We start from the raw sequence: 13,642 nt of genomic DNA, 5'->3' as shown, positions 1-13,642 counted from the left end.
AATTGACACCGTGCCCTTCAACATTTTTGGTTGTCCTCCCGCGCTGAACCTGCCCTTCACCCGCAGGGGTGAAGCGTCCGGCTATACCGCCGTTCTGAGCTGTGAGCTGTTGGTTCCACAGCAGCCTGGCCAGGTAGTCGCAGCGATCGGCGGCCAGACCGTCGAAGCCCTGGACGAACGAATCATCGCAGAGCAACTCATCGACCCTTTCTGGACCGATTGACGTCCCGATTTATGCTCCGACACCCGATGGTCGGGCTTCGTCCTCCATGTGATCCAGCGCCGCACTACGGTGGGTATGGGCGCAGGGTGTCTGAAAGACCATGCCTTGATCGCCACCAGACGACGATCCCCCCGGGGGCGGGCAGCGCGCAGGATTCGCAGAATGGTTGGGAGTGGGTAATTGACCGCCGGTCGGATCGAGATCGATGACGTTGCGCCAGTGGTTTCTGGTGGGCGGTTCCCCGCCAAGGCGGTCGTCGGCGAGGTGGTGCCGGTCACCGCGACGGTGTGGCGCGAAGGCCACGATGCGGTGTCAGCCACCCTGGTGGTGCGCTATCACGGCACCACCTATCCCCCCTTGGCCGACGAGCCACCAGGCCGCATACGCGCCGCCGAACCGGTCCCGATGCAGGACATAGTGGCCTCGACCTCGCGCGTCCGGCCCACCACGACGCCGATGACGCTCGGCCGGACTCCCGATGTCTTCCATGGCCACTTCACCCCGGATGCGGTCGGGTTGTGGACATTCCGCGTCGACGGTTGGGGCGATCCGATCGCCACCTGGCGAAAGAACGTCATTGCCAAGCTCGATGCGGGACAGAGCGAAGCCGAATTGTCCAACGACCTGTTGATCGGAGCGCGGTTGCTGGATCGCGCGGCAACCGGGGTGCCGCGTCAGCTGCGCTACCCGGTGCTGCAAGCCGCAGACAGGCTGCGCGAGCCCGGCGATCCGTTCTGGCGCGCCGGCGCCGCATTGGCACCCGCAGTGACCGAACTGATGGACCAATACCCACTGCGCGAACTGGTCACCCGTGGCCGGCAGCACGGCGTGTGGGTGGATCGGTCGCAGGCGCGTTTCAGCTCCTGGTACGAGTTCTTCCCCCGTTCAACCGGGGGATGGGACAGCGCCGGAAACGCCGTACACGGAACGTTCGCCACGGCGACCGAAGCGCTGCCGCGAGTGGCCCGGATGGGCTTCGATGTCGCCTACCTGCCGCCTATCCATCCGATCGGACACGTGCACCGTAAGGGCCGCAACAACAGCGTGGTCGCTGCGCCCGACGACGTTGGGTCGCCGTGGGCTATCGGCAGCGACGAGGGAGGGCACGACGCGGTGCACCCGAGGCTGGGCACGATCGATGACTTCGACGACTTCGTCGCGGCCGCCGCCAGCCAAGGCCTTGAGGTGGCGCTGGATCTGGCATTGCAATGCGCGCCGGATCATCCCTGGGCGCGGGATCATCCGGAGTGGTTCACCGTGCTGCCGGACGGCACCATCGCCTACGCCGAGAATCCGCCCAAGAAGTACCAGGACATCTACCCGCTGAACTTCGACAACGACCCCGTGGGCATCTACGAGGAAGTCCTGCGCGTCGTCGGGTTCTGGATGTCACACGGGGTCAAGATATTCCGGGTCGACAACCCGCACACGAAGCCACCAGATTTCTGGGCCTGGCTGATCGGCGAGGCCAAGAACATCCACCCCGACGTGCTTTTCCTGGCCGAGGCATTCACCCGTCCCGCCCGGTTGTACGGTCTGGCCAAGCTCGGCTTCACCCAGTCCTACACGTACTTCACCTGGCGGACCGCGAAATGGGAGATCACCGAATTCGGCCAGCAGATAGCCGAACACGCAGACCATGCCCGACCGAACCTCTTCGTCAATACGCCCGACATCCTGCACGAGAGCCTGCAGCACGGCGGGCCCGGCATGTTCGCGATCCGCGCGGTCCTCGCCGCCACGATGAGCTCGGTCTGGGGGGTGTATTCCGGATACGAACTGTTCGAGCACCGCGCGGTTCGCGAAGGTAGCGAGGAGTACCTCAACTCGGAGAAGTACGAGCTGCGCCCGCGCGATTTCGACGCCGCACTGACCGACGGCGAATCCCTTGAACCCTTCCTGACCCGGCTCAACGAAATCCGGCGGCTGCACCCCGCTCTGCAGCAGCTGCGCGCCATCATGTTTCACCACGTCGACAACGACGCCCTGCTGGCCTTCAGTAAGTTCGATCCCGCCACCGGCGATCAGGTGCTGGTAGTGGTAAACCTGAACCCGTTCGGCCCCGAGGAAGGCACACTCTGGCTGGACATGGCGGCGGTGGGCATGGAGCAAGGGGACCGTTTCTGGGTGCGTGACGAGATCACCGGGGACGAATATCACTGGGGTCCAAGCAATTATGTACGTTTGGAACCTGCCCGAGCCGTCGCCCATGTGCTCAACATGCCCCAGGTTCCCGCCGACCAGCGACTGAACCTGCTGCGTAGGGAGTGACAACGTGAAGAAGACGTCCAACCTGACAAACCAGATCGATGGCCCGCAGCTGCGGCCCCACACCGCCGATCTCAGCCGGCTGTTGGCCGGCGACCACCACGATCCGCACTCGGTGCTGGGTGCCCACGAATACGGCGACCACACGGTCATCCGCACCTACCGCCCGCACGCGGTGGCAGTCGATGCGGTGATCGGCGGCCAGCGCCACCGATTCACCCACATCGAGTCGGGGCTGTTCGCCGTCGCCGTGCCGTTCACCGACCTCATCGACTATCGCCTCGAGATGAGCTATGACACCGGCGGCGAAACCCTACATACCCACAGCGTTGCCGACGCCTACCGATTTCTGCCCACCCTCGGTGAAATGGACCTGCACCTGTTCGCCGAAGGACGCCACGAGCGCCTGTGGGAGGTCCTGGGCGCGCATCCCCGGAGCTTCACCACCCCCGATGGCGTGGTCGACGGAGTCTCCTTCGCGGTGTGGGCGCCGAACGCCAAGGGCGTCAACCTGATCGGAGAATTCAATCACTGGGAAGGCAATGAGGCTCAGCTGCGCGCGCTCGGGTCGACGGGCGTGTGGGAACTGTTCTGGCCGGGATTCCCGGTCGGCGGACTGTACAAGTTCCGGGTGCACGGCGCCGACGGGGTGGTCACCGAGCGCGCCGACCCGATGGCGTTCGCCACCGAGGTGCCACCGCAGACTGCCTCGCGCGTGACCCACAGCGATTACCGGTGGAGCGACGACGACTGGATGGCCGGCCGGGCGTTACGTAACCCGGTATTCGAGCCGATGAGCACCTACGAGGTCCACCTGGGATCGTGGCGTCCCGGCCTGAGCTATACCGAACTGGCTGAGCAGCTCACCCAGTACCTGGTCGAGCACGGATTCACCCACATCGAGATGCTACCCGTCGCAGAGCATCCGTTCGGCGGGTCGTGGGGCTACCAAGTCACCTCCTACTACGCGCCGTCTGCGCGGTTCGGCACACCCGATGAATTCCGCCACCTCGTCGACACCCTGCACCAAGCCGGCATTGGCGTCCTGGTGGACTGGGTGCCCGCCCACTTCCCGAAGGACGCCTGGGCACTCGGACGCTTTGACGGCACCGCCCTTTACGAGCATGCCGATCCCCACCGCGGCGAGCAGTTAGATTGGGGCACCTACGTTTTCGATTTTGGTCGCGCGGAGGTTCGTAACTTCCTGGTGGCCAACGCGCTGTACTGGTTGCAGGAATATCACATCGACGGCCTGCGGGTCGACGCCGTCGCTTCGATGCTCTACCTCGACTACTCCCGCCCCGCCGATGGCTGGACACCGAACATTCACGGCGGTCGGGAGAACCTCGAAGCGGTGCAGTTCCTGCAGGAGATGAACGCCACCGTCCACAAGGCAACCCCCGGTATCGTGACCATCGCCGAGGAGTCCACGTCCTGGCCTGGCGTGACCCGGCCGACCAACCTTGGCGGACTTGGTTTCTCGATGAAGTGGAATATGGGCTGGATGAACGACACGCTGGCCTTCATTCAGCGTGACCCAATCCACCGCAGCTATCACCACCACGAGATGACGTTCTCGATGTTGTACGCGTTCAGCGAGAACTACGTGCTGCCGATCAGCCACGACGAGGTCGTACACGGAAAAGGCACATTGTGGGGTCGCATGCCGGGCAACGACCACATGAAGGCAGCCGGAATCCGGGGGTTGCTGGCCTACCAGTGGGCGCACCCTGGCAAGCAGTTGTTGTTCATGGGACAGGAGTTCGGCCAGCGCGACGAATGGTCCGAGGAACGCGGGGTCGACTGGTTCCAGCTCGACGAGAACGGCTTCTCTGACGGAATTCTGCGGATGCTGTCCGACGCCAACGCCATTTACCGCGGCAGCCGGGCACTGTGGTCACGTGACACGCAGCCGGAGGGATACTCCTGGATCGATGCCAACGACTCGGCCAGCAATGTCTTGAGCTTCCTGCGATTCGGCGACGACGGCTCGAAAATGGCGTGCGTATTCAACTTCTCGGGCTCTGAGCATTCGCGGTACCGGCTCGGTCTGCCGCACACCGGCACCTGGCGGGAGGTCCTCAACACCGACTCCGACGCCTATCACGGATCGGGCATCGGCAACTATGGCGCTGTCGAGGCGTCCGACGAGCCGTGGCATGGCCGACCGGCGTCTGCGGTCATGGTGTTACCGCCGTTGGCCGCACTCTGGTTCGAGCCCGCCTGAGTCAGTCCGCGCGAGTCAGTCCGCGCGAGTCAGTCCGCGAGCAGACGCGCACTCGCGCACTATTGGTCCAAATCGTGTTAGTTCGCGTCTGCTCGGCAGTTAGTACAGCGCATTGGCGAGATTGCGCCGGCCTGCGATCACCTCGGGATCGGCAGGATCGAACAGCTCGAACAGCTCGATCAGCCGAGTGCGAACGTTCGTGCGGTCGTCACCGGCTGTGCGCTTGACCAAACCGGTCAACCGCTCAAAAGCAGCTTGGGGGTTCTGCGCGAGGATCTCGACGTCAGCGGCGGCCAACGCCGCGTCGATGTCGCCCGGCGACGCGTCGGCCAATGCCACCGCATCCTGTGAATGCTTCGTCGCCCGCTGCAGGAAGTCGATCTGCCGCACCGCGCCCTTTGCCTCGGCATGGTTGGGATTCGCCTCGAGGATCGCCTGGTAGGCACTGTGGGCCGCTTCGAAGTCCCCGCTGTCCAGAAGATTTCGCGCCTGCTCGACCTCAGGGTCGGGCTGCTCAGGTTGGTCGACATCGCCCGCGCCGCCGAGCTTTCCGGCGGTGGCCTTGAGGAGCGAGTCAATCCAGCGCCGTAGCTGCTCAGTCGGCTGCACACCCTCGAAGTTCGCCAACGGCTGACCGGCAGCCAGCGCGATGACCGTCGGAACCGTCTGCGCGCCGAACATCTGCGCCACCCGCGGCATGGCATCAACGTTGACCGTCGTCAACGACCACTTGGGGCCGTCGGCTGCCGCGAGGCCGGCAAGCGCCTCGCCGAGTTGCACACTTGGGTCACTTCGCGGCGACCACAGCAGCACAACTACCGGGACTTCGTTAGAACGAACCAGCACCTCGGCTTCTAGGTTCGCTTCGGTGATCTCCACGCCGCCCGGTGGCGGGCCTGGTGCCGTGCCCTCGCCGGCGGTCGCCGCCCGCTGCTTGAGTGCCGACAGATCGACTGCACCAGCCATGGCAGGCGCGATAGGGGGTCGAGGACGAGTCACGCGTTCAAGTCTGTCACGTTGTTTCGGTCACCGATCGCCCCGGTTGCCCTGCACCGGTCACCTCGGCCGTCTCCGTCGATGCGGCACCCAGCAGGCCGCGCCGGTCAGCCCATATGAGGAAGATCACACTGCCCAGCGGCACCAGGCTCCCCAGCAACGCCAGCAACCACGTCCAGAGTCCCCACTTGAAGGCGATACCGGCCAGTAGCGCCGCCGCCACAAAGGCGATGAAGATCGCGCCGTGCACCGGGCCGAAGATCTGCACTCCCACCTCGGTGCGCGGGGCGCCCAGGTACTTGAAATACATGCCGATCAGCAGGCCGACCCAACTGGCCGCCTCCGCCAATGCGATTACCCGAAACCAGCGAGCGACACGGCCAACGTCGGATGCAACTGCCATGGTCACCATTGTGCCGGAAGATGAACCCAGCTACTACACAGCGTCGTTGACCGACCCTGTGACTCAGGGACAGCGCAGGATCAACGCGTCGCCCTGGCCACCTGCGCCGCAGAGGGCAGCGACGCCGTATCTTGCCCCGTCGCTTCGCTCGCCCCGGCCACTTTCCCCGTCGCTTCGCTCGCCCAGGCCACTTTCCCCGTCGCTTCGCTCGCCCAGCCGCGCCAACTCAAGCGCGACGTGCAGCGTGATCCTCGCGCCGGACATACCGATCGGGTGTCCGATGGCGATGGCGCCGCCATTGGTGTTGACCCGGTCGGGGTCGACACCCAATTCCCTGGTCGAGGCAAGCGCGACAGCCGAGAAAGCTTCGTTGATCTCGATAACGTCGAGTTGGTCGAGCGTGATGCCCTCCTTGGCGACAGCCCGGCGGATCGCGTTGGCGGGCTGACTCTGCAGGGTCGAATCCGGACCGGCGACCACACCATGGGCCCCGATCTCGCACAACCAGCTCAGTCCCAGTTCCTCGGCTTTCGCCTTGTTCATCACGACGACGGCGCATGCGCCATCCGAGATTTGAGATGCCGAACCGGCGGTGATCGTGCCGTCTTTACGGAACGCGGGCCTGAGCCCCGCCAGGGACTCCGCGGTGGTGTTGGCCCGGATGCCCTCGTCCTGCGTGAACTCGATCGGATCACCCTTGCGCTGCGGGATGCTCACCGGAACGACCTCGTCGGCGTAGACGCCGTCCTTCCAGGCGGCGGCGGCCTTCTGATGCGACGCTGCGGCGAATTCATCCTGTTCAGCACGGGTGAACTGATCGGCATCATTGCGCTGCTCGGTGAGCGCGCCCATCGGCTGGTCGGTGAAGATGTCATGCAGCCCGTCGTAGGCCATGTGATCGAGCACCGAGACGTCGCCGTATTTGTAGCCCGAGCGGCTGTCCATCAACAGGTGGGGAGCCTTGGTCATCGATTCCTGACCACCGGCGACTACCACGTCGAACTCACCGGCACGGATCAGCTGGTCGGCCAGCGCGATGGCATCGATGCCCGACAGGCACATCTTGTTGATGGTCAGCGAGGGCACGTCCCAGCCGATACCGGCGGCTACCGCGGCTTGGCGCGCCGGCATCTGCCCTGCTCCGGCGGTCAGCACCTGGCCCATGATCACGTACTCGACCAAGGATGCGGGTTCCGCCGCCTTCGGGAAGGCCTTCTCCAGCGCGCCGGCGATCGCCACGGCGCCCAGATCAGTACCCGAAAAGTCCTTCAGCGAACCCATCAGCTTGCCGACCGGTGTACGGGCTCCAGCAACAATCACAGACGTCGTCATGCCTACCTCCAACAAGGTTATGCGCGCTCCGAAACGGCTCGTCAAGGCTATACATCCACCTAGGCCTGTTCGAAACCGATGTCATTAGGTTACCTTTGTGTTATGACCGCCGAACAGACCGACGCCCGTCCTGCGCTGGCGGCCGCGCTGGTCACAGGGATCGATCACGTCGGCATCGCGGTGCCGGATTTGGACGCGGCCATCATGTGGTACCACGACCACCTCGGCATGATCGTGCTGCACGAAGAGATCAACGAGGAACAGGGCGTCCGCGAGGCGATGCTGTCGGTGCGGGGCGCGCCGGTAGGCAGCGCCCAGCTGCAGTTGATGGCGCCGATCGACGACACCTGCACTATCGCGAAGTTCATCGACAAACGCGGCCCCGGCCTGCAGCAGCTGGCCTATCGCGTCAGCGACATCGACGCGTTGACCGCCCGCCTCCGCGGGCAGGGCGTCCGGTTGCTCTACGACGCACCGCGGCGTGGCACGGCGAACTCCCGGATCAACTTCATCCATCCCAAAGACGCGGGCGGGGTGCTCATCGAACTCGTCGAGCCCGCCACCGAAAACCAAGACAGGGCCGACCACTAAGACCACTTGCGCGTCGGCCCTGGGTGAGGGCTTTGGTTAGCCCGGCGCGCTCTTGGCCCTCTGCGTACATCGCCCTCAGAACAGCCGGAACTCGTCGCTGTCCATACCGCGCATCTTGTCATAATCCAATGTCAGGCAACGTATCCCGCGATCCAGGGCAAGGGTCCGAGCCTGCGGCTTGATCTGTTGGGCTGCGAAAACGCCCGCGACCGGAGCCAGTATGGAGTCACGGTTGAGCAGTTCGAGGTAGCGAGTGAGTTGTTCGACCCCGTCGATCTCGCCGCGGCGCTTGATCTCCACGGCCACCGAATGGCCCTGCTCATCCCGACAGAGCAGGTCCACTGGACCGATCGGGGTCATGTACTCACGGCGGACCAGGGTGTATCCCGCGCCCAGCAAGTCGACGTGTTCGGCCAGCAATGCCTGCAGGTGCGCCTCGACGCCATCTTTCACCAGCCCGGGATCGACGCCCAACTCATGGCTTGAGTCGTGTTCGATGTCCTCGACGGTAATGCGAAGTTGTTCGCCGGCTTTGTTCTCGACCACCCACAGCGGCACCTCGCCGTCGAGGTTTTCCACCACCCAGCACGGCGGGCTCATCCAGTTCAGTGGCTTATAGGCCCTGTCATCGGCGTGCACGCTGACCGATCCGTCGGATTTGAACAGCAGTAGCCGCCGGGCGGAGGGCAGATGGGCGGTCAACCGGCCGACGTAGTCGACGGTGCACTGAGCGATCACGAGGCGCACCCGCACCACCTTAAAGGTCGAACGTGCCCGGCCAGTCGGCGCTGTCACAATGCGGGGGCTCCGCGGCACTCCCGGTCAGCTGGAACCCAGGCTCCGATTCCGATCCAGCCAAGCCAGCGCCTCCTCGACGGCCTCGTCGACGCTGCGGAAGCGGATGGCTTCCAGTTCCGGTCGGGTACGGATCACGATCCCGTCCGGGTCCACCAGATAGCCAACCTTGCCCGCCGCCCGCAGCGCCGAGCTCACGCCAGAGAGCAGTGTTCTTGCGGCACTGTCGATGTCGTCGACGCGGGACACATCCAAGATCGCGACATCGAAGTGCTCCTGCTCACGGTCTGCTACCCGCACCACCTGCTCGGCGCCGCTGAACAGCAGGTCCCCGTGGGTCTCGTAGACACGAATTCCCTCATGCGGTTCATAGACTGCCCGCAGCGTTGCCCGCGAATGACTTGCCACCGTCAGGAAATGCAAGCCGAGCTGTTCAGAAAGGCTGCGACACACGCGTGCTCCGCGAACGCTACTGCCCTTGGCGTCCAGCAACGGCGAATAGACCCCGATGCCGAGTTGGCCCGGCAGAACCGCGACGATACCTCCGCCAACACCGCTCTTGGCCGGCATGCCGACCGCGCTGACCCAGTCGCCGGCGGCGTCGTACATTCCGCAGGTGACCATCACCGACATCGTGCGCCGGACCACCGCAGCATGCGTCACCCGACGGCCTGTCTGCGGATTGACCCCACCACGGGCCAGGGTCGCGCCCATCTTGGCCAGGTCGGTGGAGGTGACGCGTAGCGAGCACTGTCGGAAGTACACATCGAGCACCTCGTCGGGATCGTCCTGGAGTACCCCGAAGCTCTGCAGCATGTACCCGATGGCGCGGTTGCGGCTGCCGGAGACCTTCTCGGACGCGTAGATGTGCTCATCCAACTCGAGTCGTCGCCCGGCGAACGCCGAGTAGAAATCCTGGATCAGCGCGAATCGCTCGTCTGGGGTCGCTCCCGGAATCAGCGACACCGCGGCGATGGCCCCGGCGTTGATCATCGGGTTCTTGGGCATCTTCGTGGATCGGTCCACGCTAATCTCGTTGAATGCTTCACCGGACGGTTCGATGCCGATCTTCGCATCCACGGCGTCGGCGCCGATCTGATCCAACGCGAGGGCGTAGGTGAATGGCTTGGAAATCGACTGGATCGTGAATTCCAATGCAGCATCGCCGGATTCGTAGATAAATCCGTCCGCCGTAGACAACGACAAGGCGAATCCCGCTGGGTCGACCGAGGCGAGTTCAGGGATGTAGTCGGCCAGCTTGCCCTCGCGGTCACCCGCATGCTCGGCCCAGATGCGGTCGAGGTATCGCTGCACCAATTCCGCCACGCGTTGGAGTGTATCCACACCCGCGACGACGACGGCAACGATGACGACCAGGACGGCCACGGCGACGACGATGTCGGTTTTCCGCTAGTACTGGCGGCGGTCAGCTGTAATTGTCTATGTCATGCCCGCCGTCATGCACGCCGACTTCGACCGTTGCTACCGGGCTGTCCAGGCCAGGGATGCTCGGTTCGACGGTTGGTTCGTCACCGCGGTTCTCACCACCCAGATCTACTGCCGGCCCAGCTGCCCGGCCAGGCCTCCCCACGCCCGCAACATGCGCTTCTATCCGACGGCGGCAGCCGCGCAGCGAGCCGGCTTCCGCGCCTGCAAGCGATGCAGGCCAGATGCCTCACCAGGCTCCCCGGAATGGAATGTGCGCGGCGACGCCGTCGCCCGGGCGATGCGCCTGATCGCCGATGGCACAGTCGACCGCGAAGGTGTCAGCGGGTTGGCGACACGCGTGGGATACACCGTGCGCCAACTCGAGCGCCTCATGCAGGCCGAGGTTGGGGCGGCACCGCTGGCACTGGCTCGGGCGCAACGGACCCACATGGCACGCGTGCTCATCGAAACCACGGATATGCCGTTCGGCGATGTTGCGTTCGCGTCCGGCTTCTCCAGCATCCGGCAGTTCAATGACACCGTACGCACAGTGTGTGATCTGACGCCGACGCAGCTGCGCCGAAAGGCGCGGACGCGATTCGGCCGCGATGACGCCGTCGGTACCGGCGCGATGTCGTTGCGGCTACCGGTACGAACGCCGTTCAGTTACACAGGTCTTTTCGGCCATCTGGCCGCCAGCGCAGTCCCCGGCGTCGAAGAAGTCCGCGACGGCGCCTATCGGCGAACGCTGCGCTTGCCACGAGGCACGGGCATCGTCAGCCTGCGCCCGCACCCCGATCACGTGCGATGCCGGCTGGTGGTCGACGACTTTCGCGACCTGCCGACCGCGATCGCCCGCTGCCGGCGGTTGCTCGATTTGGATGCCGACCCAGAGGCGATCGTGGATGCACTCGGCGCAGATGAGGAATTGGGCACCTTGGTCGGTAAGGCCCCCGGACAACGCATCCCGCGCACGGTCGACGAGCATGAGCTTGCCATCCGTGTCGTACTGGGCCAACAGGTGTCGATGCAGGCCGCGCGCACCCACACCGGTCGGATCGTCGCGGCCTACGGCCGTCCTATCAGCGACCCCGACGGCGATCTGACCCATCTGTTTCCCGCCGCCGCAGACCTTCGGGATATCGATGCACGGCACCTGGCGTTCCCGAGATCCCGACAACGCACGCTGACCGCACTGATCGCCGCCCTGAACAGCGGGGACGTCCGGCTTGATTCCGGATGTGACCGAAACGCCGCGCGGGAACAGCTGCTGAGACTTCCCGGGATAGGCCCCTGGTCGGCAGAGATGGTCGCCATGCGCGGCCTCGGCGATCCAGATGCCTTCCCGGCAACGGATCTGGGTGTGGCCGTGGCCGCGCGGCAAATCGGACTGCCCACGACACCACGGCTTCTCGTCGAGCACAGCAACCGTTGGCGACCGTGGCGTTCCTATGCCACGCAACACCTTTGGACAGCACTGGACCACTCTGTGAACCAGTGGCCACCACGAGGGAGAGATGATGGAATCAATGCGATACCGAACGGTAGACAGCCCGGTCGGCAAGCTGACACTTGCCGGAACCGAGGACCGGCTCAGGCATCTACGCATGGTTGATCAGACCTACGAACCGGACCGGGCCGGCTGGGAGCCGGCTGACACCGCATTCGCCGCTGCCGTCGACCAGCTCGAGGAGTACTTCGCCGGACAGCGGACAGAGTTCGAGCTGGAGCTGGAGATGGCCGGAACGCCGTTCCAGCGGCGGGTGTGGTCGGCTTTGATGACAATCCCCTACGGGCAGACACGATCGTACGGAGAGATCGCCATGCAACTCGACGCCCCCGGAGCCTCCCGGGCTGTCGGTCTGGCCAACGGCCGCAACCCCATCGCCATCATCGTGCCCTGCCACCGCGTCATCGGGGCGAACGGCAAGCTGACGGGATATGGCGGAGGCCTGAGCCGAAAGAGGGCACTTCTGGATTTGGAGACGGCAAAAGCATCAACGACGCCCACGCTGTTCGGCTAGAGCGTGCCTCCGGGGGCACAAATGCCTTTGCCCCCCAATTGTATTGGGGGGCAAAGGACTTTAATTTGTGTTCGGCGGTGTCCTACTTTTCCACCCGTGTGGGTAGTATCATCGGCGCTGGCAGGCTTAGCTTCCGGGTTCGGGATGGGTCCGGGCGTTTCCCTGTCGCTATGGACCGCCGTAACTTTATTCACTCTTTTTTGAGTGTCCCCCTTTTTTTGTTTTGGGGGAAGTGTTTTTGGTGGTGGGGTGTGAATCTGTTGGGATTCTGGGGTGTGTGTTTTGTGGTGTGGTTGCGAGGTTTTGTTGGTGTTGTAAGTTTTCGGCCGGTTAGTGCCAGTTCCCTGTGCCCATTGCTGGGTGTGTAGGTCTGGTCTATCGATCCCGTGGTCTGCGGGGGGCCTTATCCCACTTGTATGGGTGAGAAGCCTGGTCTTGGAGGGGGTTTCCCGCTTAGATGCTTTCAGCGGTTATCCTGTCCGAACGTGGCTATCCAGCGGTGCCCCTGGTGGGACAACTGGTGTACCAGAGGTTCGTCCGTCCCGGTCCTCTCGTACTAGGGACAGGTTTCCTCAAGCTTCTGACGCGCGCGGCGGATAGAGACCGAACTGTCTCACGACGTTCTAAACCCAGCTCGCGTGCCGCTTTAATGGGCGAACAGCCCAACCCTTGGGACCTGCTCCAGCCCCAGGATGCGACGAGCCGACATCGAGGTGCCAAACCATCCCGTCGATATGGACTCTTGGGGAAGATCAGCCTGTTATCCCCGGGGTACCTTTTATCCGTTGAGCGACACCCCTTCCACTCGGGGGTGCCGGATCACTAGTCCCGACTTTCGTCCCTGCTTGACGTGTAGGTCTCGCAGTCAAGCTCCCTTGTGCACTTACACTCAACACCTGATTGCTGTCCAGGTTGAGGGAACCTTTGGGCGCCTCCGTTACTTTTTAGGAGGCAACCGCCCCAGTTAAACTACCCACCAGGCACTGTTCCTGAACCGGATAGACGGTTCGAGGTTAGAGGCCCAATACGATCAGAGTGGTATTTCAACAACGACTCCGCACACACTGGCGTGTGTGTTTCATAGTCTCCCACCTATCCTACACAAAACGTATCGAGCACCAATACCAAGTTGTAGTGAAGGTCCCGGGGTCTTTTCGTCCTGCCGCGCGTAACGAGCATCTTTACTCGTAATGCAATTTCGCCGAGTCTATGGTTGAGACAGTTGAGAAGTCGTTACGCCATTCGTGCAGGTCGGAACTTACCCGACAAGGAATTTCGCTACCTTAGGATGGTTATAGTTACCACCGCCGTTTACTGGGGCTTAAATTCTCCGCTTCACCCTCGAAAGGGTTGAC

Annotated in this window: 11 protein-coding genes and 2 rRNA genes; 6 read left to right on the top strand and 7 right to left on the bottom strand. The window is 63.8% G+C overall.

Features of this window, described 5'->3' with window-relative positions; genetic code table 11:
• The 3 genes from ACPGXI_RS16620 to glgB form a co-directional block, all read left to right on the top strand.
• A partial coding sequence (locus tag ACPGXI_RS16620; protein WP_526654877.1) for a hypothetical protein occupies positions 1-223 on the top strand: 223 nt, incomplete at its 5' end.
• Between the two features lie 180 nt (positions 224-403).
• Complete coding sequence (locus tag ACPGXI_RS16615) at positions 404-2,494, top strand: maltotransferase domain-containing protein (protein ID WP_526654875.1); 2,091 nt, start codon at positions 404-406, stop codon at positions 2,492-2,494.
• A 22-nt stretch (positions 2,495-2,516) separates the two neighbouring features.
• Complete coding sequence (gene glgB, locus ACPGXI_RS16610) at positions 2,517-4,718, top strand: 1,4-alpha-glucan branching protein GlgB (RefSeq protein ID WP_526654883.1); 2,202 nt, start codon at positions 2,517-2,519, stop codon at positions 4,716-4,718.
• Positions 4,719-4,817: 99 nt separating this feature from the next.
• Here glgB and ACPGXI_RS16605 read toward each other — a convergent pair whose 3' ends face one another.
• The 3 genes from ACPGXI_RS16605 to ACPGXI_RS16595 are packed head-to-tail and all read right to left on the bottom strand — an operon-like array spanning position 4,818 to position 7,449.
• On the bottom strand, positions 4,818-5,717 hold the full coding sequence (locus ACPGXI_RS16605; RefSeq protein ID WP_526654873.1) for a tetratricopeptide repeat protein: 900 nt from the start codon (positions 5,715-5,717) through the stop codon (positions 4,818-4,820).
• Positions 5,718-5,730: 13 nt separating this feature from the next.
• Positions 5,731-6,126, bottom strand: coding sequence for a DUF3817 domain-containing protein (locus ACPGXI_RS16600; protein WP_526654871.1), 396 nt, complete (start codon positions 6,124-6,126; stop codon positions 5,731-5,733).
• Between the two features lie 54 nt (positions 6,127-6,180).
• The gene (locus tag ACPGXI_RS16595; protein WP_526654869.1) at positions 6,181-7,449 is read right to left on the bottom strand and encodes a thiolase family protein; all 1,269 of its coding nucleotides are present in this window, start codon (positions 7,447-7,449) and stop codon (positions 6,181-6,183) included.
• A 102-nt stretch (positions 7,450-7,551) separates the two neighbouring features.
• Here ACPGXI_RS16595 and mce point away from each other — a divergent pair, with 102 nt between their 5' ends.
• Entirely contained in the window at positions 7,552-8,040 is a 489-nt protein-coding gene (gene mce, locus ACPGXI_RS16590; RefSeq protein ID WP_526654867.1) for a methylmalonyl-CoA epimerase, read from the top strand.
• 75 nt (positions 8,041-8,115) lie between these two features.
• On the opposite strand, the gene nucS is transcribed toward mce, so the two are convergent.
• Together nucS and glsA are read right to left on the bottom strand one after the other, a co-directional pair.
• The gene (gene nucS / locus ACPGXI_RS16585) at positions 8,116-8,787 is read right to left on the bottom strand and encodes an endonuclease NucS (protein WP_526654865.1); all 672 of its coding nucleotides are present in this window, start codon (positions 8,785-8,787) and stop codon (positions 8,116-8,118) included.
• Positions 8,788-8,862: 75 nt separating this feature from the next.
• Positions 8,863-10,161, bottom strand: coding sequence for a glutaminase A (gene glsA / locus ACPGXI_RS16580; RefSeq protein WP_526654881.1), 1,299 nt, complete (start codon positions 10,159-10,161; stop codon positions 8,863-8,865).
• 133 nt (positions 10,162-10,294) lie between these two features.
• On the opposite strand from glsA, the gene ACPGXI_RS16575 reads away from it, so the two are divergent.
• Together ACPGXI_RS16575 and ACPGXI_RS16570 are read left to right on the top strand one after the other, a co-directional pair.
• Complete coding sequence (locus ACPGXI_RS16575; RefSeq protein WP_526654879.1) at positions 10,295-11,878, top strand: AlkA N-terminal domain-containing protein; 1,584 nt, start codon at positions 10,295-10,297, stop codon at positions 11,876-11,878.
• Positions 11,784-12,287 carry a methylated-DNA--[protein]-cysteine S-methyltransferase gene (locus ACPGXI_RS16570; protein WP_526654863.1) on the top strand — a complete coding sequence of 168 codons (504 nt, stop codon included), beginning with the start codon at positions 11,784-11,786 and terminating at the stop codon, positions 12,285-12,287. Before ACPGXI_RS16575 ends, ACPGXI_RS16570 begins: the two co-directional genes overlap by 95 nt.
• A gap of 69 nt (positions 12,288-12,356) precedes the next feature.
• Here the strand turns inward: ACPGXI_RS16570 and rrf are convergent.
• Positions 12,357-12,470: ribosomal RNA gene (gene rrf / locus ACPGXI_RS16565) — 5S ribosomal RNA — on the bottom strand.
• Between the two features lie 126 nt (positions 12,471-12,596).
• Positions 12,597-13,642: ribosomal RNA gene (locus tag ACPGXI_RS16560) — 23S ribosomal RNA — on the bottom strand; the annotation flags it as partial.

This window comes from Mycobacterium sp., from assembly GCF_049608025.1.
Classification (GTDB): Bacteria; Actinomycetota; Actinomycetes; order Mycobacteriales; family Mycobacteriaceae; genus Mycobacterium.
Note: the sequence above shows the minus strand (reverse complement) of the source record. Positions and strands in the feature narration are given on the sequence as shown.